Here is a 24,921-nt window from a genome sequence, read left to right as displayed (position 1 = left end):
GGACACGTTGCCGTGCTCGACGCCCTATTGTTCTCGCGACTTGACTTGCCGCTAATGAAGGGATTCCAGGAGAGAGAATATGTCCGAAGATGGCATGGAAAGGAAGCTGGGTGAAGAGGACCTCGCAGAAGGGCAGGTGCCGATTACGGCACTACAGGAACACTTTAGCGTGTCATTTACGCGAATGGTTGCCTATGCGGCCGGCTGTTCCATAAAGCCCCATGAGACTGATTATGAGGGCGTCGATATCACGGTCGTATCCTCAACGGAGTATCGCGGTTACTACGGCCCGCAGTTCGAACTTCAACTGAAGTGCACTTACCAGGAGAGTCTGCTTAAAGATGACAGCATGACTTGGAAAATGAAAGCAAAGCCGTTTCAGAAGCTGACTCGCAGAAAGCGGTATATTCCTGCCTATCTCGGTGTGCTCCTCATCCCGCGCGATCCAGAGCCATGGGTTCGCGCTAATGAGTACGGCCTGTTCACGGGGAGCCGCATGTTCTGGGAGTCTGCGGACAATCTGAGATACGACGGTCCGATCAAGGATCACCACACTGTGCACTTGCCACGCCGGAACCTGTTCACAGGTGAGCAGCTTTTGGGCATCATGAAGTCAATCGGCGATCTAGAGGGGGGTTCGAGGTGACCCGATCTGCACTTGACAGTTACCGCGAGGTTGCGTCCACGCTTACGCCCTCTGCTGTCTCCCAGTTCCTGGCTTCTCACGATTGGGAACTGGAACTGCAGCAGCCGAGAGTCCGCGAGATCTGGCGCTATCGTTCCAGCCCGTTGCCTACGGCACCTCGTGTCATGATCCCACTGGCCACGGACTTCGTAGACTTCACTCCACGCTTTGTGGATGCACTGGAATCCCTCGGACACATCCATGACTGGGACGCTGGACAACTTTTGGAACGCGTGATTGCGACACGCGCAGATCTGTTCTTCGTACGTCTCGATCAAGAGATGCTCGACGGGACGATTCCGTTTCAACAGGCCGAAAAGACACTGCAGGCTATCCTCAAGATAATGAAGGCAGCTGCAACAACAGCGGCCGACCCTCATCACCCGCATAGAGGGCGTCGGCCGGCGATGGTGAATGAATATTTGGATGAAGATATAAGGCTTGGACACACGAAGCGCGGCAGCTTTGTGTTCACCGTAGTATCCCGTCTAGGGGACGTTAGCCCAGAACCAATCGATGGCCGCGATCGACGCACTGTGCCTTTCCCGCGGCAAGTGATGGAGACCCTAGCCAGGGGAATTGAGACCACAAAGCGTCTGACGCAATCTTGGGACCAAAAATCCCTTTCATCTCCAAGCAGCGTGGGCCTCAGTGCTGGACTCGTGGAGTCACTCGAAGAAATGTCGCAGCCAGAGCATCTTCGTTCGCTGGACTTGTCCTTCGAATGGGCAGCAGCCGAACGTAAGCCGGATGTAGGTCTAGCAACTATTATGCTGGACCGAGACTTGATTGTTGAGCTCCCGCGTGTTCGAGAACAGCTCCTGAGAAGGGAGGAGCCCGTACGACGAGAAACGCTGGTTGGACCTGTTAAGTCACTCGCACGGGACGACTCGACTCCCGGCGAGGGAGAGACAGCAACGGCTATTGTCGCGGCAGAGGTGAACGGAAAGACTCTGCGAGTCCATGTTCCGCTTGTAGGGGATGACCACGGTTGGGCGATAATGGCCTACGAGCGCCAACTGCCTTTTACTGTGACGGGAGACCTGTCTTACGAGCGGCGCGCTTGGCGTCTAACAGGCCATATCGAGGTCGATTCGAGATTCCTGTGCCATCTTTCAGGTTTGGAAACACCTGACTCAAGCGAGAATTGAGAATGGAGCAATGCTGGCCACCAAGGTGATTACAACGGCTTAGAAGCCGTTGTAAGAGACCAGGTTCATCGAGAGCCGTACCAGCCAGGGCAGGGGTGACCACACTGGCCGTAAGAACTACTGTGGATCGGGCGAGTAAACGCTCTTCATGTTGTGAAAATTGGGAGCATTTCTTCGTCAATCGCCTGCATTCCGTCTCCGATGGGCAGCGGTACCCGGGCACCGTGCCGGACCGGACGGACCAGCCGATGGGAACGCATGGACTCAAGGACGTCCTGGCGGGCCGCCCTCTGATGGCACCAGCGCTCGAACCACCATTCGGCGACCCTGGTGTCTGCTTCGGGCAGCTCGGGATTGATTAGGTACTCCGGTTCCTCGTCGATGCCGAGTGAGTAGTCTCGCAGATTTGCGACCAGTGGAACGCCGTAGAGGATACGTTCACGCCCGTGCTTGAGGAGTTCATTGGCGGGCCACCCGAGAGCTGCGATGCCTAGCCGCACCTTACGTAGACGGGGGCTGACACCCTCACCAAACAGATTATTGACCCGTACGAGCGACCCACGCAGCGTCGAAAGCCGAACCAGAGCATCGACTGTCTCACTGGAGAAGTGTGAGGTTCCGAAAGAGCGCGACCGTCCGAGTTCGTGGAACCCCATCCGGACATTGCTGTTGCCCCCCATGACATCAGCGGGCCAAAATAGCCGATTGTACTGGCTTGAACCAGTGCCGTAGAGCGACGTGGTTCCGATGAAGGAAAGGCGAGGCTCCCGCAGGATCGGTCGGCCGGCCATTGCCGAGGCGATTTCGCTGGGACGTGCGTACTTCTTCCGGTAAGCAGTCAGTACCTGCGGCGAGACGGCTAGCGCCCCCACAAGCTTCCCCGCCGTTAGCGCGCTATAGGGGGCCACGGCACCACAGACAGTGAGGTCGGCGATGACGGTGCCAACCCGCTCTCCACGTGCACGGCGCACAACGCGGCGCATCTGAGTCCGTGCCTTTGAATCAGAGAAGGCTTTGGTGAGTCCTTCAGCCGTGGGCGGGGAGAGATACACTCCCAGCACAGTACTGATCTCCAAGGTCTCGGCGAGCGCCGATGAGCGCTTACTCCGAAACAGATCTGTCGTGGCTCGATCCACCCATGCATTGCGCTCTATGTTGCGGACCTCACGGATTGAGCTGGCTTGGTGGTGCCGCTGACGGTGCCGTTCAGCGTCATCACGCAGTCGGGCAATCACCTCCGGAGTGGGCGCCGTCAGGTCGGTCGGTTGAAGGATTCCGTCCCTGAGGAGATCGTCGACATAGATCTCTTCTTGCTGACTATTGATCCGACGAGCCAACCAGCAGGCGATGTCAACGGTGGGGTTAGTTCTCACTTGTTCGAGAAACTGATCGGTTTCCCATCCCATCCAGTGGTCACGCTCGGCGATCTGGACGACTGGGCTTGAGATCGCCGCTAGCCCAATCACGGTGTGGAACTCTGTGGCTGCATCCCGGATCAAGATGGGCATCGAGCGGCCGGGGACAGTCGCGTAGGCGTTGGACCAGGTGTGGCGGAAGTAACGCCAGATGTCGTGAAGCTTGAAACCGGTCAGCTCGCAGGTCGAGGCGTCGACGATCTGAACGTACGGCTTGATGATGTCTGTGGACGCGCCGGCACGCTCTAGCGCGTCTGCCAGTTCGCGGCCGTCGCGCATCAAATTGAAGATGGAGACCAACCGGTCGCCGTGCTGATGCGTACGCTCCATGTTCTCGACGAAGCGTCGAACGCTGCTCTGCCTAAGTTGCTCATCACGACGCAGATGTTCTTGACGTCGAACCCGGGCCTTCTCCCTCTCACGGTCACCGCTTGCCAACGGAGGGGTGAAGGTGTACCCAGACTTGTCGGTCCGGATCGTCCAACCTTGATCCACCAGGTCGATGGCGGTATGTGCAGCTGCTGCGAGCAGTGGCTGCTCGTACAGCTTTTTGATCTTGGCAGCCTGGATCCAGTGCTCGTGACCGTTCACACCTGTGGAACCGACGGGGGCACTCGCAAGCAGGGTGCAAAGGCGGGCAAATCCTTGCTGTTCTTGGCGAGAGGCGTCGGCAGGGAGGCGGAGGGTAACGGGCTTGGCCTCTTCTTTCATGACTTCTGGAGCATCCGTCCGTAGGTTTTGCTCCATACTCGCAGGAGGTCGTCGCAGTTGTGGCCGTCGCGAAGCAGGAGGGTTGTGGTGCGGGCGAAGGACAGGAGGAACAGTTCGAGCGCAGTGCGCAGTTCTCTTCCTGCCTCGTCACCCAGCGTCTGGAGGGGTCGGTACAACGCCACGAAGGCTGGATGGTCAACGTTCAGCGTGACGTCGAGTGTGCGCTTCTTCAGGACGGAGGTGAACATCGTCTCAATCGGAAGTTGCTCGGATCCGATCCGGTAGCTCAGTGCACCCGAGCCCTTCCCAGCCGACCGTATGACGGGCAGGTCAACGTCCGCAGCCGCCGCTATACGGCATGACGTCTCCGTCGCCGCTTGGAATTTGACCTCCTCGAAAGCCTGGCGCACGCGCGCGTTCAACAGCCGGGCGATCGACTCCAACTCCGCCCCGAGGGCCTCCTGAAGTTCCTGAGAGGGGCGGATGCCCTGCTTGTTGACAGTGATGCCGAAGTGCTCATCGAGGACGGGAGCAAAGTCGATCTCGCATCGCCACCAGTCATCGTAGTTCTCCTTGCGCTTCGCGCCCATGAGGTGCCAGCCACTCGCGATCTCGCGACCGGCACGCAGGATGGAGACGCCAGCCCCGCCGACGATGCCCATACGTCGTTTGGTCGCATTGTCCAGGTGATGCCAGTGGTGAACCGGCAGCATCGCAAACCGAACTGTGACGAAGGCAGTCTCGCCCGACGAGGCAGCAAGTTCGTAGCGGAGCGGCTCGAAGGCCAGCCGTGCACTACGGCCCTCGGCTTTCGCCGTGAGGAGCATGGGATCGACTGGATCGACCCGCTTCCCGTTAATGGTCAAGACAAGTTCGCCACTGCTCAGGAAGCGGCGATACAGGCGTCCAAGGTCACGACGCAGGGCCCGCTCGAGCCAGGCGAGGCGCCGGTACTCGATACGGTCGCAGTTTCGCCAAACCACTCGGCACCCTGAGCCCACAGTGTTGCCAGGTTGCCGACGGGCACGAAGATCGACTGGAACTCCGGTAGCGACGGTCTCGACGTCCAAGAAGACCTGGTTTGCGGCGCGACCGTTCTGCCAGGAGGTTACCTCGATCTGTCGAGCCTGACTGAGCGATGCAGTGGGCAACCCCATGCCAAACCGTCCGAACGATTGCCGCTCGTCGAAGCGTGACGAGCCGCCGAAGCGGAGACACGCCTCGATTTCGGAGCGCGACATACCTTCGCCGTTGTCCTCGACATGGATCTCCGGATCCTCGCCAGCCTTGGTCCGCACGATCGTGATGGCGACCTCGGTCGCTGCCGCTTGGAGCGAGTTGTCGATGAGTTCTGCGAGTGCGGTCGAGAGGCTGACGTAGCCCGACTCACGGATGGCTCGAATGAAGTTGGAGGAGACCAGGAGGTCGTCCCTACGGTGCGTCTGCTGGCCCATCGCCACTCTCCATGACTTGCTCAGATCCTGCATCGAGAGTAGCTGCATCGAGGCGGCCTGGGAAGTAGATCATTTCGGTGCGGCAGGGGTCACGCGGGCTTGACCACGAGCGTGACCGTGATCCGCTTAGTCTTGGCTGGTTCGGTCAAATCCATGCCTGATCCGTCAGCCATCAACAGGCGGACGGTGGGACGAGCGGTCCCAGCAACAAGCCGATAGGGCTCCGCGGACTCAAGCAGGACAAGCCGCCCGGTGCGCTGCAGATCGAACGAGATGACATGGTTTGCTGTGTCGACGTTGATAGTGCGCTCGACGACATCCGCCGCTTCCACAACCTCCCCCACCAGAGCCTCTGGAGTCGGCGAGAACGTCTTCAGCGAGTTGACGCCAAGCACCTGGAGCGCAGCGATCCTCTGCCCCTTGAGGGGCTCTAGCAGGGACATGATCTCGGCTGATGACTGGATGACGGCCATGTGAGCATCATGACTGATGGAGAAGGGGGAACACGCCGGGTCGGCTGGCTACTGCCTCGCGGATCCGCTACGGCGCGCCTTCCATGACCTAATTTCGAGTTTTACGGCGGTCCGCTGGTCTACCAGCACTCGGCAAGCACCGGCAGGTCGTCGTGCTCACCCACGTCACCCAGCTTCCGCGTGTGTTCACGAGCCAGAAGCTGCCGGTGACGGTGTTCGAAGTCGAGCGGGGCGGGGTCGTCCAAGGTAAAGGTGAGATCGCCGATCGCCCCCGGTAACCCTTTGACTACGGCCAGAGCCTGCACTAGCAACGCGGATCTGTTGGAGGCGGCACGGGGCCATCGCTGCCCAGCCTGTGCTAGATCACCCTATCTGGCCTGTCTGATCATTACCCTGGTCGCCAGCCTCTCCCTCGTCACAGGCCTGGCATGCCACCGCCTACAAGACAAGGAGGCCGCGATGCCCGCAGCCACATATCCTCCGGATCCCGTCGACTGGAACTCACCGGCCGGCCGTCACGCTCTGGCTACCGCCTCAAACATCGCAGTCCGGGGCTACACCGTCATCGCCCACGTCTCTTAGCCTGCACGCCGAGACGAGCGGCGAGTAACACCGCGGCCTTGGCTCCCAACGCCACCGCCTGCAGGTACGGCCGGCATACCTCGAGCCTTCTCATGTCTTACCGATCTCGACTCGGTAGACGATCTTCCCGTCGAATTCTGCGAACCCGAGCGACTTGTAGAAAGCACGCGCGCCAGGATTTACACGGTCAGTCATCCACTCGACCCGGCTGCACCCAGGGCGTGCGGCAGCGATGGCACGCAACTCCTTCATGAGGCGTTCGCCGACTCCCTGTCGACGGAGGGTGTCACGGACGTACAGTTCCTTGAGGAAGAGGGAGTGGGTGGACCCCGCCGACGGCCAGAGGAACGAGTACGCGGCGAGACCGACGACGTCCCCGGCCTCGTCCTCGACCAGCAGGGCTGAGGCGAGAGGCGGTGAGCCGAAGAGAGCCCCCTCGATCTGGTCCTGGCGCTCGTCGAAAGGCTGGATGTCAGCATCGGCCGTGCCGTAGAACCGCTCGATCTCCTCGATCAGTTCAGCCAGTCCCCGGACGTCACTTTTCTCGGCGGGCCGGATCGTCGCGGTCATCAGCGTGCAACTCCTATCGCTCGTGCGGTCGTTCGTTTGCTACGAGGACCCGGCGGCAGCAGCCCCCAGGGCCCAGCCGTGCCGCTGCAGAGAACCCTGGACATGCCGGATGAGATACGCCAGGTCCGCACAGTAGACGGACGGGTTCCGATACCCTCGTGCCGCGCTGAAACGGTGTGGCAGGTAGCCACCGCCGCATATGGCCACCAGCGGACAGCGTTGGCACTCCTCAGAGAGGGCGGCCGTTCCGTCCTCCTGCCGGTGCAGGAGCTTGGGATGGTGGATGGCCGCATCGAAGGAGTCACTGAAGACGTCGAGCCCCAGCCATGAGGCTCTCTCCTCCACCGAGCGCAGGGTGTCCACGCCCTCCACTGAGCCGTCGGACTCGATCACGACGCTGGCAGGCGGCGCGAGCCCGAGGGTCTCCACCGCGCCGCGTGCGCCGGAGCTGAGCGCCACGATGTCCTCCAGCATGCGCACGCTGTGCTGATACTCAGACCGGGCAAGCCATGCGTCGTAGACGCGGCTCATCCACACCCCGTACTCGGGAGTAGCGGGATCGTTCCGATCCGGCGGCGCATCGTGGGTCCCGTGCGGCAGCCCGAAGTCGATCACCGGAGGCTCGAATGACGCGAGGTAGTCGTGCACCTCCAGGGGATCGTTCGCCAGGTCCACGACGGCGAGCAGCCCAGCGAACAGCCCGGGCCGGGACCGCAACAGCTCGATGCCCCGCACTGCCGAGGCCGCGCTCGACCTGGACGCGTGTGAAAGTCGGTGCCGATCGTTGGCAGCAGGCGGTCCGTCAAGGCTGACGCCTACCGTCACCGCATACTGCTCGAAGAGGTCGAGCCACGCCTCCGACACAAGGGTCCCGTTGGTCTGCAGTTCGAAGCGCACCTCGACCTCGGGCGGAATGCCGTCCTTGAGTACGCGGAGAATCTCCCCCAGATGCCGGGGCCCGGCGAGCAGTGGCTCACCACCATGCAGCACGATGTGGACGGTCCGCAGCCGGTACGTCACCACGTGCTCGGCGATCCTCCGAGCCGCCGTCTGGGCCACGTCCACGCTCATCCGTGCCGGCAGGCTTCGCCATGCCTGGTCCTTGGAGTTGAAGACATAGCAGTAGTCGCAGTCAATGTTGCATCGATTTGCGACCTTGAGAATGAAGGTGTGGAACGGCCTGTGCGGAGGCGTCGGTGTCATCAAGCAGCCGTGACTACAGCGGCCACGGCCAGATCAGCGAGGCTGCGTGGGCGCCATCCCCGATGCTGTTCGAGGCGGCCTGCTCAGCGGCCAGACGGCGCTGCACGCGGGCGGCTACACGGTCCAGGACTTCGAGGCCGGGCGCGGACTCCGCGGTGTCCGGACCGGAAGGCGATGGGCAGGGAACAGTCATGCTGGACGGCATTCAACGCTCCTCGTGATGGCGTGCCGAGAGACTGGAACGCGGCGATGGTGGTTGAAGCAACAGATCAGCTCGCAACGTAGCAGTGCTGCCACTCACCGCGACATACGGAAACTCGTCACGTATTTCGTTCAGGTTCATCCCGTCTGCGAGACCAAGAGCCGCTCGACGTCGTCGGCCGATGCGCTCACGCCCAGCTGCCGGTACACGGTGAGCGCTTCACGTAGCGTCCCCTCGGCCCGGTCGGGCCCGTCGATCACCCGGTCGCAGCGGCCGATCCCTTCCAGTGCCCGTGCCTCCTCCAACGGGCAGCGGATGTCCTGGGCAAGAACCAGCGCCTGTTCGAAGCGCCAGCGCCCGGCAGTCGGGTCACCGAACGTGCGCAGGAGCGCTCCCCAGTGGTTGAGCAGTTCCGTCTCGCCGCAGCGGTCTCCGAGATCGCGCAGGATCTCCAGGCTCTGCCGGAACGCCTCAGCAGCACCGTCCTGCTCACCGACGATCCCGCGGGCGACCCCCAGTTCGCTCAACGCAGCGGCTTCGCCCCCACGGCTGCCCAGGTCGCGATACGCCTCCAGAGCCTCCTCGAGAAGACGGATCGCCGTCGGCATGTCGCCGGACAGGCGGTCCAGCACCCCAAGGTGGCGGATGCTGTTCGCGCGGCCGAAGCGTTCACCGAGCTCGGTGAAGTACTCCAAGGCCTGAACATGAGCGCCGCGAGCACCATCGAGATCACCGATGAGCCTCTGCACCACACCCATCTCGTTCAGGGCGTAGGCCTGGTGGACCCGGTCGTCCAGTGCCTTGTAGATGTCGAACGCTTCACGCTGCCGCTGGGCGGCCAAGCCGTACTCGCCCATGAGGGAGTGGACGATGCCCAGGTCCCGCAGGGAGTTGGCCTCTCCGTACCGGTCGCTGAGGTCGCGGTAGATCGACAGCGCTTCGGACTGGGCCTCGACGGCCTCATCGAACCTGCTGGTCTGGCGCCGCACCATACCGAGGTCGGCCAGCGCGTTGGCCTGACCGAGCCGGTCCCCGAGCTCGCGGTAGAGGGCGAGTGCCTCAGTCTGGGCGCGGGCCGAGGCATCGTTGTCCGCGGTCAGGTACCAGACGATGCCCAGCTGATTCAGGGCGTCCGCCTTGCCACTCCGGTCCCCGACCGCGTCGTAATGCGTCACCGCCTCGTTCAGGGCTTCTGTCGCTTCGGAGTAGGACGCCATGAAGCGCCGTACGACGCCGAGCTCGGCCAGTGCGCCGGCCAACGCCCGCTGGTCACCAGTGCGGCGGGCGGCCCCGGCAGCCGTCCGGTGAAGCCCGACGGCCTGGTCCCAGGGGCCGGCCTGCCGTAGGAAGGGGGCCATCGACTCAGCCAGACGGACCACGAGGTCATGCAGGGCGAACCCGTTGGCCTGTCGGATGCAGGCCAGAATGTTGGGCCGCTCGTTCTCCAGCCAGCCCAGTGCCGCCGTACGAGACTCCATGACCGGAGTCTCAACGTGCCCCGCGTCGCCGGCTGAAGGTGGAACCGTCGAACCGCTGCGGACGATGTGCTCATTCGCGACAGCCAGAGCGGCCAGGTAGTAGGTGCACACACGCTGAACGGCCTGTACGTGGGCCATGCTGTCTCCTCCGTCAGCGAGACCGCGAGCGTAGTCGCGTAGGAGATCGTGAAGCCGGTAACGACTCCCTGGGTGTTCGTCGATCAGATGGGCGTCGTAGAGCGCTTCCAATTGCTGTCGGGCTACCACCGCCGAAACCGATCCGAGCGCAGCCGCCACGTACACGTCGAGTTCCGTGCCCGGGTGGAAACCGAGGCACTGGAAGAAGTGCTGGCGTTCCGGTGCGAGGTCCCGATAGGACAGTTCGAACGTCGCGGCGACCGCGCGCTCGCCGGCGCGCAGTTCTCCCAGCCGGTCCCGGGCCGCCATCAACCGCTCATGCAGATCCCCGGCGCTCCAGGAGGGATGGTGCCGTAGTCGCGCTGCGAGCAGTGACACTCCCAGCGGGAGGTATCCACACAGTCGCACCAGGTCCTCGACCGCATCCCGGTCGAGCGTGTCCGCCGTCCGCCCGCTGAGCCGTACGAAAAGGTCCACCGCGTGATCGGACGGCAGTGCCTCGACTGGCAGCACCACTTCCTCGTGGGCCGCCAGCCGCTTGCGGCTGGTCACCAACACGAGGCAGTCCCTCCCGCCGGGAAGCAAAGGCTCCAACTGCCGATAGCTGGCTGCGTTGTCGAGGATGAGCAGCGCCTTCTTGTCCGCGAGCCTGCTGCGCCACATGGCAGCCCGCGCCTCCGTGATCGCGCCGACATCATCGCCAACGGGGATCTGCTGCGTCGGTACGCCGGCGGCCGCAAGGAGCGACGCGAGAGCCTCGGCCGCCTGTACTGGGCTGCGCCCCGCCGTGTGCCCGTTCAGGTTGACAAAGAGCTGCCCGTCAGGGAACCGCTCGGAGAGCACGTGCCCGGCGTGCACCGCGAAGGTCGTCTTCCCCACTCCGGGCATCCCGTCGATGACGTGGACCAGCAGGGCCTCTCCGGTCTCCTGCGCAGCACGTACCGAGCGCACCAGCGACTCCAGCTCTGCTGACCGATCAGTGAACGCCGCGGTGTCGCGTGGTAAGGACCGCAGCACCAGGGCGGCCCCTGGCGGACCTGAACCGACGTCCGGGCGCACTGCCGGCTCGGGCCTCTGCACCGGCTCTCGGTGATCGCCCAACGCGGTGAGCAACGTCGTCAGCCCTGCCGTGACCACCCCCAGAATGACGAAGGACAGCCAGGGATGTGCCTGCAACCACCCCAGCCATGAAGGCCAATGTGACTGTGCGGAAACGGCGTTCGTGACCAGACCAACGAGCATGGTGGTGATCGCGCCCGCGCCGGCGACGGCGGCGATCATCGCGCCCCGCCTCACCCTCACGAGTGCGTCACCAGGCCGGCCGAGCAGCGTCCAACGAGTCCGGTTCCGCGGCCAGCGAACCGGAACAGCGCATGCAGAGCCGACTTGAACACGCGGGCACCCCCAGAAAGACATCCCAACTGACCAAGCGGACCAGTCTCGTAGAGCTTGGTCAAGGTCACCTCTGCGCCATCGCCCCTTCGGATCTGCCAGAGGGCGATCACTGTTCAATGTGGACGGCGGCGCGGTTGCAACCTCCAACCACTCGCGAGGTGGCCGTCGCTGTCCGCCTGCTGCCTTTCACTATTCCGCTTGCGCAACTGCCGGAGGTTCTCCCGCTCGACACTCGCAAGCTCGTCGTCGGCTCCTTCGCCCTGATCAGTCTTCTCACACCGGCCCCAGTTACGCAGACCCTCCGAACTGACATCCAGCTCCCGGACAACCTCCGTCATGGTCTTCCTGAAGCACTAAACGACCGCGATAACTCTCACAGAACATCGGCGGCCAGTGCGTCGCCCGACCGCTTCCAGATCTTCCATACGCTGGTGCGCTCATCCTCTGCCGAAACGAGGAACACGAGATGCTTACCGCCACCGAACGCCGGCGGAGGCAGACGGCTTGGTCGGCGCGCCGCCCTCAGCTCGACCGCGCCGACCACCAGCGTCAGTCTGATCTCAACGGGAGACACCTCACTCCTCCTGCCTTCCAACTCACTCAAGGGCGATCACCCCGTCGGGCAGCCATCCCTCCCAGTAGCCGTCCATGAGCAGCGGCAACGAGTCGGGCTCCACCCGCACACCCGCGTCCCGCAGTTGGGCAGTGCTCCACCAGCGGGCTCCGTCCCCCAGCAGAGCACGCACGTCTGGCGGCCAGGCCTCGGCGACCGGTCTCGCCAGGACCACGTATTCCGTCTGTCTGCGATCGTCGATGGCTGGCAGGACCCCGACAACGGGTGTGATCCGTACGGGCGGCAGACCAGCCTGCCGTCGCAGGTAACGCACCGCGGTCCGACGGTAGGACTCGCCGACCCTCACGGGTACGGCTGGCACTGACCAGCATTCGGTGCCCTGGTGTTCGGCGGGCACCAACAGGAAGCAGCGAGCAGCCGGGTCGATGACGACTGGCCGGACGACAGCGGTGGGGGTTGAGGGGGAGAAGGTCACATGGATCACCTTCCCGATCCGTTATTAGAATAGCATCCAGGGCGTTCCATTCGAGTGGTACGGGGCAGGATGAGACCGTTATCGGCGTCTAGTGGACTGGATGCCACAAGGCCGGTGCAGGGCCGGTGTGCATCCAGTCCACTAGTCGGGAGGCAGGCCGGTGCCAGCGGCGCCGAGGTGTTCTGGCGCGCGGTGTGAACGCGCGCGGGCGCATCTCGGTGCGGCTCGGCCCGGCCCCGAAATGCGGACCGAGGGAGCGCGGATGGGCGCGTCGTGGCCCGACCGGCTCGGCACAGGTGACCGGGTTCGGTTCGACGGGCAGGTGTGCACGGTGACCGGGGTGTGCGGCGGACGCGTGGCGCTGCGGGACGTCCTGGGCGCCACTGACCACATCGATGTGGTCGCACTGCTGGCGGCAGAGGATTTCGCGTTCCTGGGGGGCGGCGGCACGCCTTCACCGGATCCGTCGGTGCCGGAGCGGGCCCTATGGTGGCGGCAGCATGTCACTGAGGTGCTGACCGGCGTGCCGTACGGCGCGCCGCCCGGTACCAAGCCGCGCCCTGGCTACGACCCCACCCGCCACACGCTGGCTGAGCGAGAGGATGCCAAGGCCAGGGAGCTGGCCGTGCTGGGCGTAGGCGGGGCGGCGGCGCGGACGGTGCGGCGCAAACGGCAGCGGTATCAGCAGCGCGGTCTGGCTGGTCTCACCGACGGACGAGCCGGACGGCACGCAGCAACGGACGGACCTGGGTTGCACCCCCGAGTACAAGCCGTGGTGCAGGAAGTTGTCGCTGCACAACCGCCGGACCGGCCCCTGCCCGCCGGGCAGTTGCACGAGCGGGTGCTGGCACGTCTGGCTGTGCCCATCGCGGCGGGCGAGTTGCCCCGGCCGTCCCGGGCCGTCGTCCGGCGCCTCGCCGCCCAGCTTCTAGTCCACACGGGGAAGGAAAGGACGGGGAGCGTGGTGGCGGTAGGGGAGCGTGTTCACCTGGAGACGGTCGAGCTTCCCCTGCCCTTCGGGCAGGAAGGCCCGGGCCGTCGCCTACGGCTGCTGGTCGCACTCGACGAGGCGACCAGACTCGTCCTGACCGCCGTGGTCCACGCCGGGCCCCGACCGTCGCTGCACGCGACGCTGCTGGCCCGGATGTGCGCGCCGACGGAGTTGTGGGCGGACTGGGGCGCCCTGCTGTCCGGCAACGCACGGCCCCCGAACCGGCGGCATGCACCCCCGCTCGTGGTCCGCCCGGCCGCCCTCGTGATCGACGACGTGAACGCGCCCGGCCTGCGGGCGCTGCGTGAAGCCTGCGCCAATCTGGGGATCCACGTCCGGTCCGCGCGGCACCTGCGCCCGGTGGACCGCGTGGGCGTGGAGCGCACGCTACAGCGCTTCACGTCGCTGTTCAGCGAGCATCTGCTCTCCGCTGCCGGGCAGTCGGCCCGCGAGGCGGGGTGGCCACCAGAGATGGTGCAGGATCTGCTGGAGGTGTGGGTGGCCCGCGTCTGGCCGGACATGCCAGTATCGACCGCCCCCATAGGCGGAGCGCACACTCCCCGGACCCGCCATGAGACGCTGACCGCCACGGCGGGCTGGACACCAGTTCCCATCCCCCCGCAATACCTCACGCCGTTCCTGAAGACGGCCCAGCGTGTGGTCGGGTCCTCGGGGATACGGCTCGGCGGGCGCCTCTATGACGCCCCCGACCTGAAGCGGCTGCGGCAGACTACGCCGCCCAGCACAGGCCGCCGCCCGTTGGAAGTGCGGTGGGACCCCTACGACCTCAGAAACGTGTGGCTGCGGTCCGGGGACGCCGAGTGGATCACGGCTCGTGTCATGCCTCCTGCCGAGCCGCCTTCCCTCCACCTCACCTTGGGAAACAGGCCACTTGACCACACCTCCCGCTACGCCGACGCCGATCAGGCCGGCCCGGAGCCGTCCGTCGGCAACCAGCCAGCTCCCACCCATGCCCCCGCGGACAGACCGTCGTTGCACGATTGGAGGCGCTTCAAAAACTGGATGAACTCCGTCTCCCAGCTCCCCACCCTGGCAGATCCCACACGCGCACTTCCGGAGGAGGTCCGCCTGACCTACCACGCCCGACTTCCCCTGCGCGCGCCTGGAGTTACGGCCGCCGCGCGGCAGATCGAGGACGCACGGACCATCAACAGACATACGTCAGGCGCCCGTTATGGGGTTCTGCTGACCGGCCAGGCCGGCACGGGGAAGACGACCGCGCTGTGGGAATCGGCCCGCCGCTGCACCGCCCAGGAGCCGGACGAGGAAACCGTCCCAGTGGTCTACACCCGGCTGGCTCCGGCCACCTCACCGCGTCTACTGCTGGCCGAACTGGGCCGCCGCCTTGGCCTCCCCCTGCGTGGCTCACTGACGACCGCCGATCTGGTGGTTCAGGTGAGCAAGGCCATGGAGACCGCCCGGACCAGGCTGATCCTGGTCGATGAGATCCAGCATCTGCGCAGTCCTGGCGGAGCCGGCACGTCTGTGGTCGAAGTCCTGGACTACTTGTGCGACCGCATCCCGGCGACTTTCGCCTTCGCCGGCATCGGCGCCCCCGACGCTCTCGCCGGCGAGGTGACACGCAGCCCGTACCGTCGACTGGCACCCGTCCACCTGTCCGACCTGCCACCGGACGAGGACTGGGTCCGGATGATCAGTGAGACCGAGGCGGCACTGCGCCTGCATGCGCACGAACCAGGCACCCTCACCGCTCAAGCCGGCTTCCTGCACGAGCGCACCGGTGGCAATGTGGGCCGGCTGGCGTTCCTGCTGCGCACCGCAGCCGTCCGTGCCATTCGCGAGGGCACTGAACAACTGACCGCTTCGCTGCTGTCCGAGCTGCCCCTCCCCGGCCAGTCGGGTGAAGCCGAGTGCGGTCAGCCGATCTGGACTGCCTGAGGAGCAGAGACCAGATACGAGACCGGGTGGCAGCTCAGAAATACCCAATCCGGCCACACATAAAAGCGAATAGCGAACGCGCGGCCGAGAAAAGTCCGCGATAAAAGGCCCCCAGTCCATAAGCCAGCCACCTGGCCACTCAAAAGCCAGACAGCCATCCTGGCTGCCCTCTACCGTGGTGCGCATGACGTACCAGGAGACTTTTTCGAGTCCCCCGGCCGAGTCCGGGGACGACGAAGCAGAGTATGCGGTCCGTCAGTACAACGCCCTGATCGAGAAGTCCAAGGCTGCCATCGAAAAACACAACGCGGCTGCACGCGAGGAGACCGAGAGGTATGAGCTGCTGATCGCGTACCGCGAGGAAGCGCTGAGTCTGGTGGGGATGCAGTCGCGCCTGCAGGCCATGAACGAACATGCCCGGGAGCACGGCATCTTCAGCTCATCGCCGCCCGCCCCTCCGGTGGCCCTGCGCGTCGTCCCGGACCCGCAGACCACTAGGACGACATCCCCTGCAGCCGCTGAACCCGAAGAATGCACAGTCCCGCCGGCGACGGACGCGGGACATCCCTCTGCTGAGATCATCATCCGCAGCAAGAAGCAGCAGGAGATCCTGAACGTCATCGCCCAACGCCCCGACCCGCCGTGGGGCAGCGAGGATCTGGCCCGGGCCCTCTGCATTCCCCAGGCCCCCCAGGCACGCAAGAGCCTGCGCAACTCCTTGCAGGCCCTGTCGATTTCCGGCGCCCTGGAACGCATCACACGCGAAGACGACCGACACGTCTACTACCGGCCCCGCATGAACTGGAAATTCGCCTGACCCCCACCACCGACAATGCGGCACCCACACAGCACCGCCGCCGATAGATAAGAGACCGCCGCCGCAGGTCCAGTTTGCCCCTGGACCCTTCATGCGACGGCGGTCGTGACCCGCTAAGGCCGTTTCCGACACTACCCGGCGCCACCCGGGCGTGTCCGGCATTCGGCCATATTCCCCTGCCTCTTTCTCGAGAGGCAGTTTGAGGAGTCCGAATGCTCATGCGAATTCATCGCGGAGGATTGCCCGGCTCACGGCCGGGCCACAGGTCCACCTCGAGCGCCTTCTCCAGGTTTGCGATCGTCAGCAGGTCGCACCAAACCGCGCCGTCGAGCACCTGCACGATCGTCATCCGGGACACCCCGGCACGCCGGGACACCTCGGCGACCGACCAGCCATTGGCGTCGATCACCCGGCGCAGCCTGGCTGCCACCTCCTGCGCCACCCAGGCCCCGTGGTGGTCACCGAGCACGGCGTGCGGCCAGATGCCCTCGACCACGTACGTGTGGGGCTTGAGTCGTCGCTTGTCTCCCTGGGGCACGTCGAAGAGTGTCGCCCATCCGGCCCTCCCCGCATGACAGTGTCCGCCGCCTCCGCCTCATGCTATTGGAATAGCACCCCTCCCGGGGTCCTTTCCTGGTGGAGAGTCACGATGGACGCGATCGAGCGCTACCGGCCTAAGTTGCCCGGCCCTGTCTGGGACCGCGTCGGCCCCGACTGCCGCCGTGCGGTGGCCGCAGCCAAACCGGTCACGCCGAAGGAGGCACGGGACTGGCTCGGCGCCCTCGCGCACGCCGCGGCATACGCCGATGCCAGCGGACGCCCCACAAAGGCCGAGCACCTGCTCACCGCGGAAGCGATCGAGTGGTACCTGGCCACCGGCTGTCTGCACCTGGAGGAGTCCTCCCGCTCCAACCGCCGCTGCCGCCTCAACAAACTCCGCCGCGCTTTGCTCGGCCCCGACCTGATCACCGGCAACCCGGCCGCGTACTCCGGCTCAGACGCCTCCCGCCCCTATACGCAGCCCGAACAAGCCCAGCTGTACGCCACAGCCCGCGCTCAGCCCACCGACGAACTGCGCTACAACTGCCTGCTCCTGCTCGCTCTAGGCTTCGGCTGCGCCCTGGACTCACCCGAGATCATCCCGCTGCGCACCCACGACGTACGCGAGGCACCCAACGGAGCCGTGGCCGTCGCCGTCCGTGGGCCACGCGCCCGCGTAGTGCTGTGCCGCACCGCCTGGGCGCCGGTCCTCACCGAGGCCACCGCCTGGGCCTCTCGCCCCGGCCAGGCCCGCTACCTCTTCCGCCCGAGCAGCTACGCCCGCGGCACCAACACCGTCACCAACTTCCTCGCCCGCACAAAGAAGCCGCCCGGAACACCACCGCTGGTCATAGGCCGGGCCCGCGCCACGTGGCTCGTCGACGCCATCGAAGCCCGTATGCACCTGCCCACCCTGATGGCCGCCGCCGGCCTGACCACCCTGCGCTCCATCGACCGGGTCCTGCCCCACGTACGGAACCTCTCACCCGACCAGGCCGCAGCCGCACTGAAGGAGTTCTGACCATGAACAGCCGTCTCGCGCGCCACCCCCGTATCGCCCGCCTGCGCTCTCAGCGCGCGCTTGTCCTCGACCACGAGGTCATGGAGGTCCTCGACGAAGTGGCCGGCTCCGGCCTGATCGAGGAAATCGAACCGCTCGTCGCCCGCGGAACAGGCAGCCCTTGCACCCTTCCGGTCGAGGCCCTGCTGGTCGGCATGTGCCTGACCGCCGCACGCAACGGCGGCGTCATCCTTTTCACCGCCGTCACGGACCTGCTGTACTTCGCGCTCTCCGACGAGATGCGCCAGCTACTCGGCCTGCGCCGCTATCCCGACCATGATCGCGGCTTCGAGGCCGCCTACGCCGTCGTCCGCCGCCGCATCCACAGCGTCCTCGATGCGATCGACCCGTCCCCGCTGCCCAAGAACCACCGCTTGGCCCGCCGCCAAGCAGAGAAGTTCCTAGCAAAGGCAGACCGCGGCGAGCTTGCTCGTAAGCGCACGCTCATGCTCCGCGTGACCAACATGATCCTCGCCATGTCCCTACGCGAGGCCCTCCCCCTCCTGGAAGACCACTGGCACGGCTCAGTCTGCGTCGACGCCACTGTCATCGGCACGTACGCGAAGGGCCTCGCCTCCGATGGCCCCGTCACCTCCACCGACCCCGACGCCGGCTGGTACGTGCGCACCGCCAAGCACGAGGACCCTCTCGCCCTCGACGACCTCGCCCCCGCCCAGCGGGGCAAGAAAGGCGCCGGGCTCCAGAGGAAGGCGGAACGCATCAAGAAGCGGCTGTTCGGCTACGACGCCTCCCTCGTCATCGCCCGCGACCCCGACCAAGACGGCGCCCCGCTGCCCGACGGCTCCGCGAACCCCGACGTCGTACCCGCCCTCGTCATCGCCTTCTCCGTCGACAAGCCCAGCCATCGCCCCGGACATGTCGCCGTCGAAGCCCTCCAGCAGATCGACGACAGCCTTCCGCGCGGCTACCTGGCAGGCGATCGCGCCTACAACGGCCAGAAGCCGGAGAACTTCCAACTCCCCATCCGCGCCATGGGCTACGAGCCCGTCTACGACTACGCGAAGGACCAGCTCGGCGTCCAGGCAGGATTCGCCGGCGCTCAACTCGTCGAGGGCAACTGGTACTGCCCATCCATGCCCCAGGAACTCAAGGACGCCACCAAGGATCTGATCGCCGAGAAGATCGACAAGCAGACCTGGATCGACCGCATCCGTGCCCGCGCCGCGTACCTCTTCATGCCCAAACAGCGCCCCGACTCCGAAGGTCACCGCCGTGTGATGTGCCCCGCCGAAGCCAACCGCACCCAGTGCTCCCTCAAGAAGCACACCCTCGGCCGTGGCATCCACCTGCCCCTCGTCGACCCCGCTCCGAGCCCTGCAGGCTCACCCCCGTGCTGCATCCAGAAGACCGTCACTGTCCCACCAGAAGCCGGCGCCAGCCTCTGGCAGCCCCTCCAGTACGGCTCCGAAGCCTGGCAGCGCGTGTACTTCCGGCTCCGCAACAGCGTCGAGGGCATCAACGGCTACGCCAAGGACCCCCTCCACGAGCGCCTCGAGGATGCCGGCACCCGCCGCATCCGCGGCATCGCCGCCCAGACCCTCCTGCTGGCCTTCCAACTCGCCCACGCCAACCGCCGCAAGCTCACCGCCTGGGCGAACTCCATCGCCCTCCACGGCGACCGGCCCCACCGTCGGCCCACCCGTCGCCGCAAGACCAAGCCACTGGGCACCTGGACCCCCAAGGGCCACGTCAACCAGCCCTGAGAGTCACCCAGACCTGAGACCTTCATCACAAGCCACCCGTAGCCCGCCGCAGCGCAATCGAAGATCCACACCCAAAAACCGGACCGCCGACGGCCCCAAGCCGTCGGCGGTCCACGTGTTTTTACCCATACACAGAGGAACGGGCGGCATCGTGATCACGATGCCGCCCGTTCCGTCGGTGCGTCAGGAGCACTTTCGTCGGTGCTCCCTGGTGCGCGAGGGGGGAGTTGAACCCCCACGCCCTTTCGGGCACTGGAACCTGAATCCAGCGCGTCTGCCTATTCCGCCACCCGCGCATTGGGTGTGTCTTCCGGTTCGGCCCTTGCGGGCTGGCCCCTTCCGACATGCAGAACATTAGCACGGCCCCAGGGGTGGAATCACATCCCTTCCCCAGGCCCCCCACCAGGCCATCTGTCCCGCACGGCCCGGGAACCCGCACCGCACGGCGGCCCCGGCGGACGCTCCCGCAACCCCCGCCCCTGTGGACAAAGCTGTTCACGTATCAACCTCGTACCGGTCCCGGCCATCTCATCCACAGGGGGACCGGACCGGGCGCCGGGTGCGGGACACTGGACCGGGACCACCTCTACGATCCTCCTCCGAAGGAGTTCGAAGGGGGTCCGCTGGGGGAACCGGCTGATTGCCGGGCGCGTAGATACGATCAGTGAGCAGTACCGGCGAGGCTGCCGCGCCGAGCACGGCACGGCAGAACGGCAGCGACGGAGGAGGTGCCCCATGGGAGTCCTGAAGAAATTCGAGCAGCGTCTCGAAGGTCTGGTCAACGGCACCTTCGCCAAGGTGTTCAAGTCCGAGGTCCAGCCGGTGGAGATCGCCGGCGCGCTCCAGCGGGAGTGCGACAACAACGCGACGATCTGGAACCGCGACCGGACCGTCGTGCCCAACGACTTCATCGTGGAGCTGAGCACGCCCGACCACGAGCGCCTCAGCCCGTACTCCGGACAACTCGGTGACGAGCTGGCCGGAATGGTGCGCGACTACGCCAAGCAGCAGCGCTACACCTTCATGGGGCCGATCAAGGTCACCCTGGAGAAGGCCCCCGACCTGGACACCGGTCTGTACCGGGTGCGCAGCCGCACCCTCGCCTCCTCCAGCAGCCAGGAGCCCCAGGCCCCGCACTCCGGCGGCCCGGGCCCGGCGGCACCCCAGTCCCCCCAGGGCGGATACGGCTACCCGCCCGCCGGAGCCCCCCCGATGCCGTCCGCGCCGCCCCCCGGCGCCCGGCCCGGCGGCTACGGCTACCCCCAGCCCGCGACCCAGCGCCCCGCCGCCGCCCCGATGGGCGGCGCCGCGACCCGGTACTGGATCGAGGTCAACGGCACCCGCCACCAGATCTCCCGCGCGACCCTCGTGATGGGCCGCAGCACCGAGGCGGACGTGCGCATCGACGACCCCGGCGTCTCCCGCAGGCACTGCGAGATCCGCACCGGGACGCCCTCGACGATCCAGGACCTCGGGTCCACCAACGGCATCGTGGTGGACGGGCAGCACACCACCCGCGCTACGCTCCGCGACGGCTCGCGGATCGTCGTGGGCAGCACCACCGTTATCTATAGGCAAGCCGAAGGGTGAAGCGGGGGCAATGTCAGAGCTGACCCTCACGGTCATGCGGCTGGGTTTCCTGGCCGTACTGTGGCTGTTCGTGATCGTGGCCGTGCAGGTCATCCGCAGCGACCTGTTCGGTACGCGTGTCACACAGCGGGGAGCACGCCGGGAGGCCCAGCGCCCGCAGACCGCGGCCCGGCAGCAGTCCGCACCCCCGCAGCAGCGCGGCCAGCGCGGACAGCGGGCCCAGCAGAGCGGCGGCCGCCAGCGGCGCAACGCGCCCAGCAAGCTCGTCGTCACCGAGGGCACCCTCGCCGGGACCACCGTGGCGCTCCAGGGCCAGACCATCACCCTGGGCCGTGCGCACGACTCCACGATCGTCCTGGACGACGACTACGCCTCCAGCAGGCATGCCAGGATCTACCCCGACCGCGACGGCCAGTGGATCGTCGAGGACCTCGGCTCCACCAACGGCACCTACCTGGACCGGTCCCGGCTGACGACCCCGACGCCGATCCCGGTGGGCGGGGCGATCCGCATCGGCAAGACCGTCATCGAGCTGCGGAAGTAGTGCTACACCAATGAATGAGCGCGAGCGGAGCGAGCACGCGGCGGCGGATCGCAATCCGGTCCCCGGCGCGCTCCCGACCGGAGGGTGGGCAGTGTGGCTCGACACGACCGGCTGTACCCGGAGCCGACTGGCGAGGTGCGCATGAGCCTGTCACTGCGCTTCGCCGCCGGATCGCACAAGGGCATGATCCGGGAGGGCAACGAGGACTCCGGTTACGCCGGTCCGCGCCTGCTCGCCATCGCCGACGGCATGGGCGGCCAGGCCGCCGGTGAGGTCGCCTCCTCGGAGGTCATCTCCACCCTGGTCACGCTCGACGACGACGTGCCCGGCTCCGACATCCTCACCTCGCTCGGCACCGCCGTGCGCCGCGCCAACGAGCAGCTGCGCTCCATGGTCGAGGAGGACCCCCAGCTCGAAGGCATGGGGACCACCCTCACCGCGCTGCTGTGGACCGGCCAGCGGCTCGGCCTCGTACACGTCGGCGACTCGCGCGCCTACCTGCTGCGCGACGGCATGCTCAGCCAGATCACCCAGGACCACACCTGGGTGCAGCGCCTGGTCGACGAGGGCCGGATCACCGAGGAGGAGGCCGGCGCCCACCCGCAGCGCGCCCTGCTGATGCGCGCCCTCGGCAGCGGCGACCACGTCGAGCCCGACCTCTCCATCCGCGAGGTCCGCGCCGGCGACCGCTACCTGATCTGCTCCGACGGGCTCTCCGGTGTCGTCTCCCACCAGACGATGGAGGAGGCGCTCGCCAGCTACCAGGGCCCGCAGGAGACCGTGCAGGAGCTGATCCAGCTCGCGCTGCGCGGCGGCGGCCCCGACAACATCACGGTGATCGTCGCCGACGTGCTCGACCTGGAGACCGGCGACACCCTCGCCGGGCAGCTCTCCGACACCCCGGTCGTGGTCGGCGCCGTCGCCGAGAACCAGCACCACCTGAACCACGACAACGGCATCATGCAGACCCCGGCCGGCCGGGCCTCGCACCTCGGCCGCCAGGGCCGCAGGCAGTCCGGCGGCGGCCGGCACGGCGGGCCCTCCGGCGACACCGAGGAATACGTCCCCGAGGGCAGCTTCGGCGAGTACTCCGAGGAGGACTTCACCAAGCCCCGCAAGGGCCGGCGCTGGGTGAAGCGTTCCCTCTGGAGCGCGCTGGCCCTCGCGGTGATCGGCGGCGCCGTCTACGGCGGCTGGCGCTGGACCCAGACCCAGTACTACGTCGGGGTCAACGGGGAGCACGTCGCGCTCTATCAGGGCATCAGCCAGGATCTCGCCTGGGTCTCGCTGTCCAAGGTCGAGCAGGACCACCCCGAGATCGAACTCAAGTACCTGCCGTCGTACCAGCAGAAGCAGGTCAAGAACACGATCGTGGTGGCGGGCGGTCTTTCCCAGGCCCGCTCCAAGGTGCAGGCCCTCTCCGTGCAGGCGTCCGCCTGCCGCAAGGAGGCCGAGCGCACCGCCGCCGAGCGCGAGCAGCAGAAGTCCAGGACGGGCCAGGACACGGCCGGCGGCACCACCGGTGCCACCAAGACCGCCTTCACCAAGGCCAGCCCCTCGCCGGACCCCTCGGCCTCCGGGTCGAAGTCGCAGGCGTCGCCCTCGAAGTCCCCGACCGCGTCCGCCACTCCCCGGCCCGGCCCCAGCCTCTCCGAGGATGAGCAGAAGGTCGCCGATCAGTGCGGCAAGCAGTAGGCAAGCCGTGAGAGGCCCCGTCACACGATGAGCAGTACTACGAACACGCCGACGCACCACACGTCCACGATCGGCTCGATCGGTGCGCCGAGCCGCCGCAACACCGAGCTGGCCCTGCTGATCTTCGCGGTGGTCATCCCGGTGTTCGCCTACGCCAACGTGGGCCTGGCCCTCAACGACCAGGTCCCCGCGGGCCTGCTCGGCTACGGCCTGGGCCTCGGCCTGCTGGCGGGCGTCGCCCACCTCGCGGTGCGCAAGTTCGCGCCGTACTCCGACCCGCTGCTGCTGCCGCTGGCCACCCTGCTCAACGGGCTCGGCCTGGTGTGCATCTGGCGCCTGGACCAGTCGAAGCTGCTGCAGTCCATCGGCCAGGCGGGCGGCAAGGCCACCAACCAGCTCGTCTACACCGCGCTGGGCATCATTCTGTTCGCCGTCGTGCTGATCTTCCTCAAGGAACACCGCACGCTGCAGCGGTACACCTACATCTCCATGGTGGCCGCGCTGGTGCTGCTGCTGCTCCCGCTGGTGCCCGGCCTCGGTGCCGACCTGACCTACGGCGCCAAGATCTGGATCAAGATCGGCAGCTTCACCATCCAGCCCGGTGAGTTCGCCAAGATCGTGCTCGCGGTCTTCTTCGCCGGCTACCTGATGGTCAAGCGGGACGCGCTCGCGCTCGCCAGCCGCCGCTTCATGGGTCTCTACCTGCCGCGCGGCCGCGACCTCGGCCCGATCCTGGTCGTCTGGTTCATCTCGATCCTGATCCTGGTCTTCGAGACCGACCTCGGTACCTCGCTGCTGTTCTTCGGCATGTTCGTGATCATGCTGTACGTCGCCACCGAGCGGACCAGCTGGATCGTCTTCGGTCTGCTGATGTCCGCGGCCGGCGCCGTGGGCGTGGCCACCTTCGAGCCACACGTCCAGACACGTGTGCAGGCATGGCTCAACCCGATGCACGAGTACGAGCTGAGCCGCACCCCGGGCGTCACCGGTGTGCATTCCGACCAGCTCCAGCAGGCCCTGTGGGCGTTCGGCTCCGGCGGCACCCTCGGCACCGGCTGGGGCCAGGGCCACTCCGAGCTGATCCGCTTCGCCGCCAACTCCGACTTCATCCTCGCCACCTTCGGCGAGGAGCTGGGCCTGGCGGGCATCATGGCGATCCTGCTGGTCTACGGCCTGATCGTGGAGCGCGGTGTGCGCACCGCCCTCGCCGCCCGCGACCCCTTCGGCAAGATGCTCGCCATCGGCCTGTCCGGCGCGTTCGCCCTCCAGGTGTTCGTCGTCGCCGGCGGTGTGATGGGCCTCATCCCGCTGACCGGTATGACGATGCCCTTCCTCGCGTACGGCGGTTCGTCCGTCATCGCCAACTGGGCGCTCATCGGCATCCTGATCCGCATCAGCGACACCGCCCGGCGCCCGGCACCCAGCCCGGCCGGCAACCCCGACGCCGAGATGACGCAGATCGTGCGGCCCGGCGGCACCGGGCCCGACGAGCAGTGAGCACGGCGGGCGGCGGGACCGTACCTCTGGGCGGGTC

Annotated in this window: 20 protein-coding genes and 1 tRNA gene; 10 read left to right on the top strand and 11 right to left on the bottom strand. The window is 66.3% G+C overall.

The genetic code is table 11. From position 1 onward, the window contains the following. Window positions 1-79: 79 nt before the first annotated feature. Window positions 80-646 (top strand): DUF4365 domain-containing protein, encoded by a 567-nt coding sequence (locus D0Z67_RS14845; RefSeq protein ID WP_031179033.1) that lies wholly within the window; start codon window positions 80-82, stop codon window positions 644-646. Window positions 647-810: 164 nt separating this feature from the next. Continuing rightward, window positions 811-1,836, top strand: a complete 1,026-nt coding sequence (locus D0Z67_RS14840) for a hypothetical protein (protein WP_244942367.1) — start codon at window positions 811-813, stop codon at window positions 1,834-1,836. A gap of 146 nt (window positions 1,837-1,982) precedes the next feature. Here the strand turns inward: D0Z67_RS14840 and D0Z67_RS14835 are convergent, their stop codons facing one another. From D0Z67_RS14835 to D0Z67_RS30650, 9 genes are all read right to left on the bottom strand, one after another. Next, window positions 1,983-3,962, bottom strand: a complete 1,980-nt coding sequence (locus D0Z67_RS14835) for a Druantia anti-phage system protein DruA (RefSeq protein ID WP_031179034.1) — start codon at window positions 3,960-3,962, stop codon at window positions 1,983-1,985. Beyond that, the gene (locus tag D0Z67_RS14830) at window positions 3,959-5,416 is read right to left on the bottom strand and encodes an ATP-binding protein (protein ID WP_031179035.1); all 1,458 of its coding nucleotides are present in this window, start codon (window positions 5,414-5,416) and stop codon (window positions 3,959-3,961) included. Before D0Z67_RS14830 ends, D0Z67_RS14835 begins: the two co-directional genes overlap by 4 nt. Window positions 5,417-5,505: 89 nt before the next feature. Beyond that, entirely contained in the window at window positions 5,506-5,889 is a 384-nt protein-coding gene (locus D0Z67_RS14825; RefSeq protein WP_031179036.1) for a hypothetical protein, read from the bottom strand. 672 nt (window positions 5,890-6,561) lie between these two features. Then, window positions 6,562-7,041 (bottom strand): cyclophane-containing RiPP N-acetyltransferase HaaN, encoded by a 480-nt coding sequence (gene haaN, locus D0Z67_RS14820; protein WP_031179037.1) that lies wholly within the window; start codon window positions 7,039-7,041, stop codon window positions 6,562-6,564. Between the two features lie 39 nt (window positions 7,042-7,080). Next, window positions 7,081-8,244 (bottom strand): FxsB family cyclophane-forming radical SAM/SPASM peptide maturase, encoded by a 1,164-nt coding sequence (locus D0Z67_RS14815; protein WP_031179038.1) that lies wholly within the window; start codon window positions 8,242-8,244, stop codon window positions 7,081-7,083. Between the two features lie 13 nt (window positions 8,245-8,257). Beyond that, window positions 8,258-8,437, bottom strand: a complete 180-nt coding sequence (gene haaA / locus D0Z67_RS30485) for a HaaA family cyclophane-containing RiPP peptide (RefSeq protein WP_338058814.1) — start codon at window positions 8,435-8,437, stop codon at window positions 8,258-8,260. Window positions 8,438-8,583: 146 nt separating this feature from the next. Then, a complete protein-coding gene (haaT, locus tag D0Z67_RS14805) occupies window positions 8,584-11,343 on the bottom strand; it encodes a cyclophane-containing RiPP biosynthesis TPR protein HaaT (RefSeq protein ID WP_037774174.1) in 2,760 nt (919 codons plus the stop codon). A gap of 487 nt (window positions 11,344-11,830) precedes the next feature. After that, window positions 11,831-12,031, bottom strand: a complete 201-nt coding sequence (locus D0Z67_RS14800) for a hypothetical protein (RefSeq protein ID WP_131589648.1) — start codon at window positions 12,029-12,031, stop codon at window positions 11,831-11,833. A gap of 22 nt (window positions 12,032-12,053) precedes the next feature. Further along, window positions 12,054-12,203, bottom strand: a complete 150-nt coding sequence (locus tag D0Z67_RS30650) for a hypothetical protein (protein ID WP_234312564.1) — start codon at window positions 12,201-12,203, stop codon at window positions 12,054-12,056. Between the two features lie 565 nt (window positions 12,204-12,768). Here D0Z67_RS30650 and D0Z67_RS14790 point away from each other — a divergent pair. Beyond that, a complete protein-coding gene (locus D0Z67_RS14790; protein ID WP_031179041.1) occupies window positions 12,769-15,417 on the top strand; it encodes an AAA family ATPase in 2,649 nt (882 codons plus the stop codon). Window positions 15,418-15,601: 184 nt separating this feature from the next. Next, a complete protein-coding gene (locus D0Z67_RS14785; protein ID WP_031179042.1) occupies window positions 15,602-16,234 on the top strand; it encodes a hypothetical protein in 633 nt (210 codons plus the stop codon). A gap of 226 nt (window positions 16,235-16,460) precedes the next feature. Here D0Z67_RS14785 and D0Z67_RS14780 read toward each other — a convergent pair whose 3' ends face one another. Then, a complete protein-coding gene (locus D0Z67_RS14780; protein ID WP_031179043.1) occupies window positions 16,461-16,772 on the bottom strand; it encodes a helix-turn-helix domain-containing protein in 312 nt (103 codons plus the stop codon). Between the two features lie 111 nt (window positions 16,773-16,883). Here D0Z67_RS14780 and D0Z67_RS14775 point away from each other — a divergent pair, with 111 nt between their 5' ends. Both D0Z67_RS14775 and D0Z67_RS14770 read left to right on the top strand, forming a co-directional pair. Continuing rightward, window positions 16,884-17,795: a hypothetical protein gene (locus D0Z67_RS14775; protein WP_051887429.1), complete on the top strand. Its 912-nt coding sequence runs from the start codon at window positions 16,884-16,886 to the stop codon at window positions 17,793-17,795. A 2-nt stretch (window positions 17,796-17,797) separates the two neighbouring features. Next, the gene (locus D0Z67_RS14770) at window positions 17,798-19,558 is read left to right on the top strand and encodes a hypothetical protein (RefSeq protein ID WP_031179045.1); all 1,761 of its coding nucleotides are present in this window, start codon (window positions 17,798-17,800) and stop codon (window positions 19,556-19,558) included. A gap of 209 nt (window positions 19,559-19,767) precedes the next feature. Here D0Z67_RS14770 and D0Z67_RS14765 read toward each other — a convergent pair. Next, a tRNA-Leu gene (locus D0Z67_RS14765) sits at window positions 19,768-19,854 on the bottom strand. Between the two features lie 439 nt (window positions 19,855-20,293). On the opposite strand from D0Z67_RS14765, the gene D0Z67_RS14760 reads away from it, so the two are divergent. The 4 genes from D0Z67_RS14760 (at window position 20,294) to D0Z67_RS14745 (ending at window position 24,884) form a co-directional block, all read left to right on the top strand. Next, on the top strand, window positions 20,294-21,148 hold the full coding sequence (locus tag D0Z67_RS14760) for an FhaA domain-containing protein (RefSeq protein WP_031179046.1): 855 nt from the start codon (window positions 20,294-20,296) through the stop codon (window positions 21,146-21,148). A 10-nt stretch (window positions 21,149-21,158) separates the two neighbouring features. Continuing rightward, window positions 21,159-21,692 (top strand): FHA domain-containing protein FhaB/FipA, encoded by a 534-nt coding sequence (locus D0Z67_RS14755; protein ID WP_031179047.1) that lies wholly within the window; start codon window positions 21,159-21,161, stop codon window positions 21,690-21,692. Window positions 21,693-21,833: 141 nt separating this feature from the next. After that, a complete protein-coding gene (locus tag D0Z67_RS14750; protein ID WP_199812116.1) occupies window positions 21,834-23,387 on the top strand; it encodes a Stp1/IreP family PP2C-type Ser/Thr phosphatase in 1,554 nt (517 codons plus the stop codon). 27 nt (window positions 23,388-23,414) lie between these two features. Beyond that, complete coding sequence (locus D0Z67_RS14745) at window positions 23,415-24,884, top strand: FtsW/RodA/SpoVE family cell cycle protein (RefSeq protein ID WP_031179049.1); 1,470 nt, start codon at window positions 23,415-23,417, stop codon at window positions 24,882-24,884. Window positions 24,885-24,921 lie beyond the last annotated feature (37 nt).

The organism is Streptomyces seoulensis (genome assembly GCF_004328625.1).
Lineage (GTDB): Bacteria > Actinomycetota > Actinomycetes > Streptomycetales > Streptomycetaceae > Streptomyces > Streptomyces seoulensis.
The sequence above is the reverse complement of the archived record's forward strand: the minus strand, read 5'-3'. Positions and strand labels throughout refer to the sequence as shown.

What these genes read in the sequence shown, in the direction of transcription:
- D0Z67_RS14785 (WP_031179042.1), top strand. Translation starts at nt 15,602, where the DNA reads ATGACGTACCAGGAGACTTTTTCGAGTCCCCCGGCCGAGTCCGGGGAC.
- D0Z67_RS14745 (WP_031179049.1), top strand. Translation starts at nt 23,415, where the DNA reads ATGAGCAGTACTACGAACACGCCGACGCACCACACGTCCACGATCGGC.
- D0Z67_RS14830 (WP_031179035.1), bottom strand. Translation starts at nt 5,416, where the DNA reads ATGGGCCAGCAGACGCACCGTAGGGACGACCTCCTGGTCTCCTCCAAC.
- D0Z67_RS14755 (WP_031179047.1), top strand. Translation starts at nt 21,159, where the DNA reads ATGTCAGAGCTGACCCTCACGGTCATGCGGCTGGGTTTCCTGGCCGTA.
- D0Z67_RS14835 (WP_031179034.1), bottom strand. Translation starts at nt 3,962, where the DNA reads ATGAAAGAAGAGGCCAAGCCCGTTACCCTCCGCCTCCCTGCCGACGCC.
- D0Z67_RS14775 (WP_051887429.1), top strand. Translation starts at nt 16,884, where the DNA reads ATGGACGCGATCGAGCGCTACCGGCCTAAGTTGCCCGGCCCTGTCTGG.
- D0Z67_RS14790 (WP_031179041.1), top strand. Translation starts at nt 12,769, where the DNA reads ATGGGCGCGTCGTGGCCCGACCGGCTCGGCACAGGTGACCGGGTTCGG.
- haaT (WP_037774174.1), bottom strand. Translation starts at nt 11,343, where the DNA reads ATGATCGCCGCCGTCGCCGGCGCGGGCGCGATCACCACCATGCTCGTT.
- D0Z67_RS14770 (WP_031179045.1), top strand. Translation starts at nt 17,798, where the DNA reads ATGAACAGCCGTCTCGCGCGCCACCCCCGTATCGCCCGCCTGCGCTCT.
- D0Z67_RS14845 (WP_031179033.1), top strand. Translation starts at nt 80, where the DNA reads ATGTCCGAAGATGGCATGGAAAGGAAGCTGGGTGAAGAGGACCTCGCA.
- D0Z67_RS14750 (WP_199812116.1), top strand. Translation starts at nt 21,834, where the DNA reads ATGAGCCTGTCACTGCGCTTCGCCGCCGGATCGCACAAGGGCATGATC.
- haaA (WP_338058814.1), bottom strand. Translation starts at nt 8,437, where the DNA reads ATGACTGTTCCCTGCCCATCGCCTTCCGGTCCGGACACCGCGGAGTCC.
- haaN (WP_031179037.1), bottom strand. Translation starts at nt 7,041, where the DNA reads ATGACCGCGACGATCCGGCCCGCCGAGAAAAGTGACGTCCGGGGACTG.
- D0Z67_RS14815 (WP_031179038.1), bottom strand. Translation starts at nt 8,244, where the DNA reads ATGACACCGACGCCTCCGCACAGGCCGTTCCACACCTTCATTCTCAAG.
- D0Z67_RS14760 (WP_031179046.1), top strand. Translation starts at nt 20,294, where the DNA reads ATGGGAGTCCTGAAGAAATTCGAGCAGCGTCTCGAAGGTCTGGTCAAC.
- D0Z67_RS14840 (WP_244942367.1), top strand. Translation starts at nt 811, where the DNA reads ATGATCCCACTGGCCACGGACTTCGTAGACTTCACTCCACGCTTTGTG.
- D0Z67_RS14825 (WP_031179036.1), bottom strand. Translation starts at nt 5,889, where the DNA reads ATGGCCGTCATCCAGTCATCAGCCGAGATCATGTCCCTGCTAGAGCCC.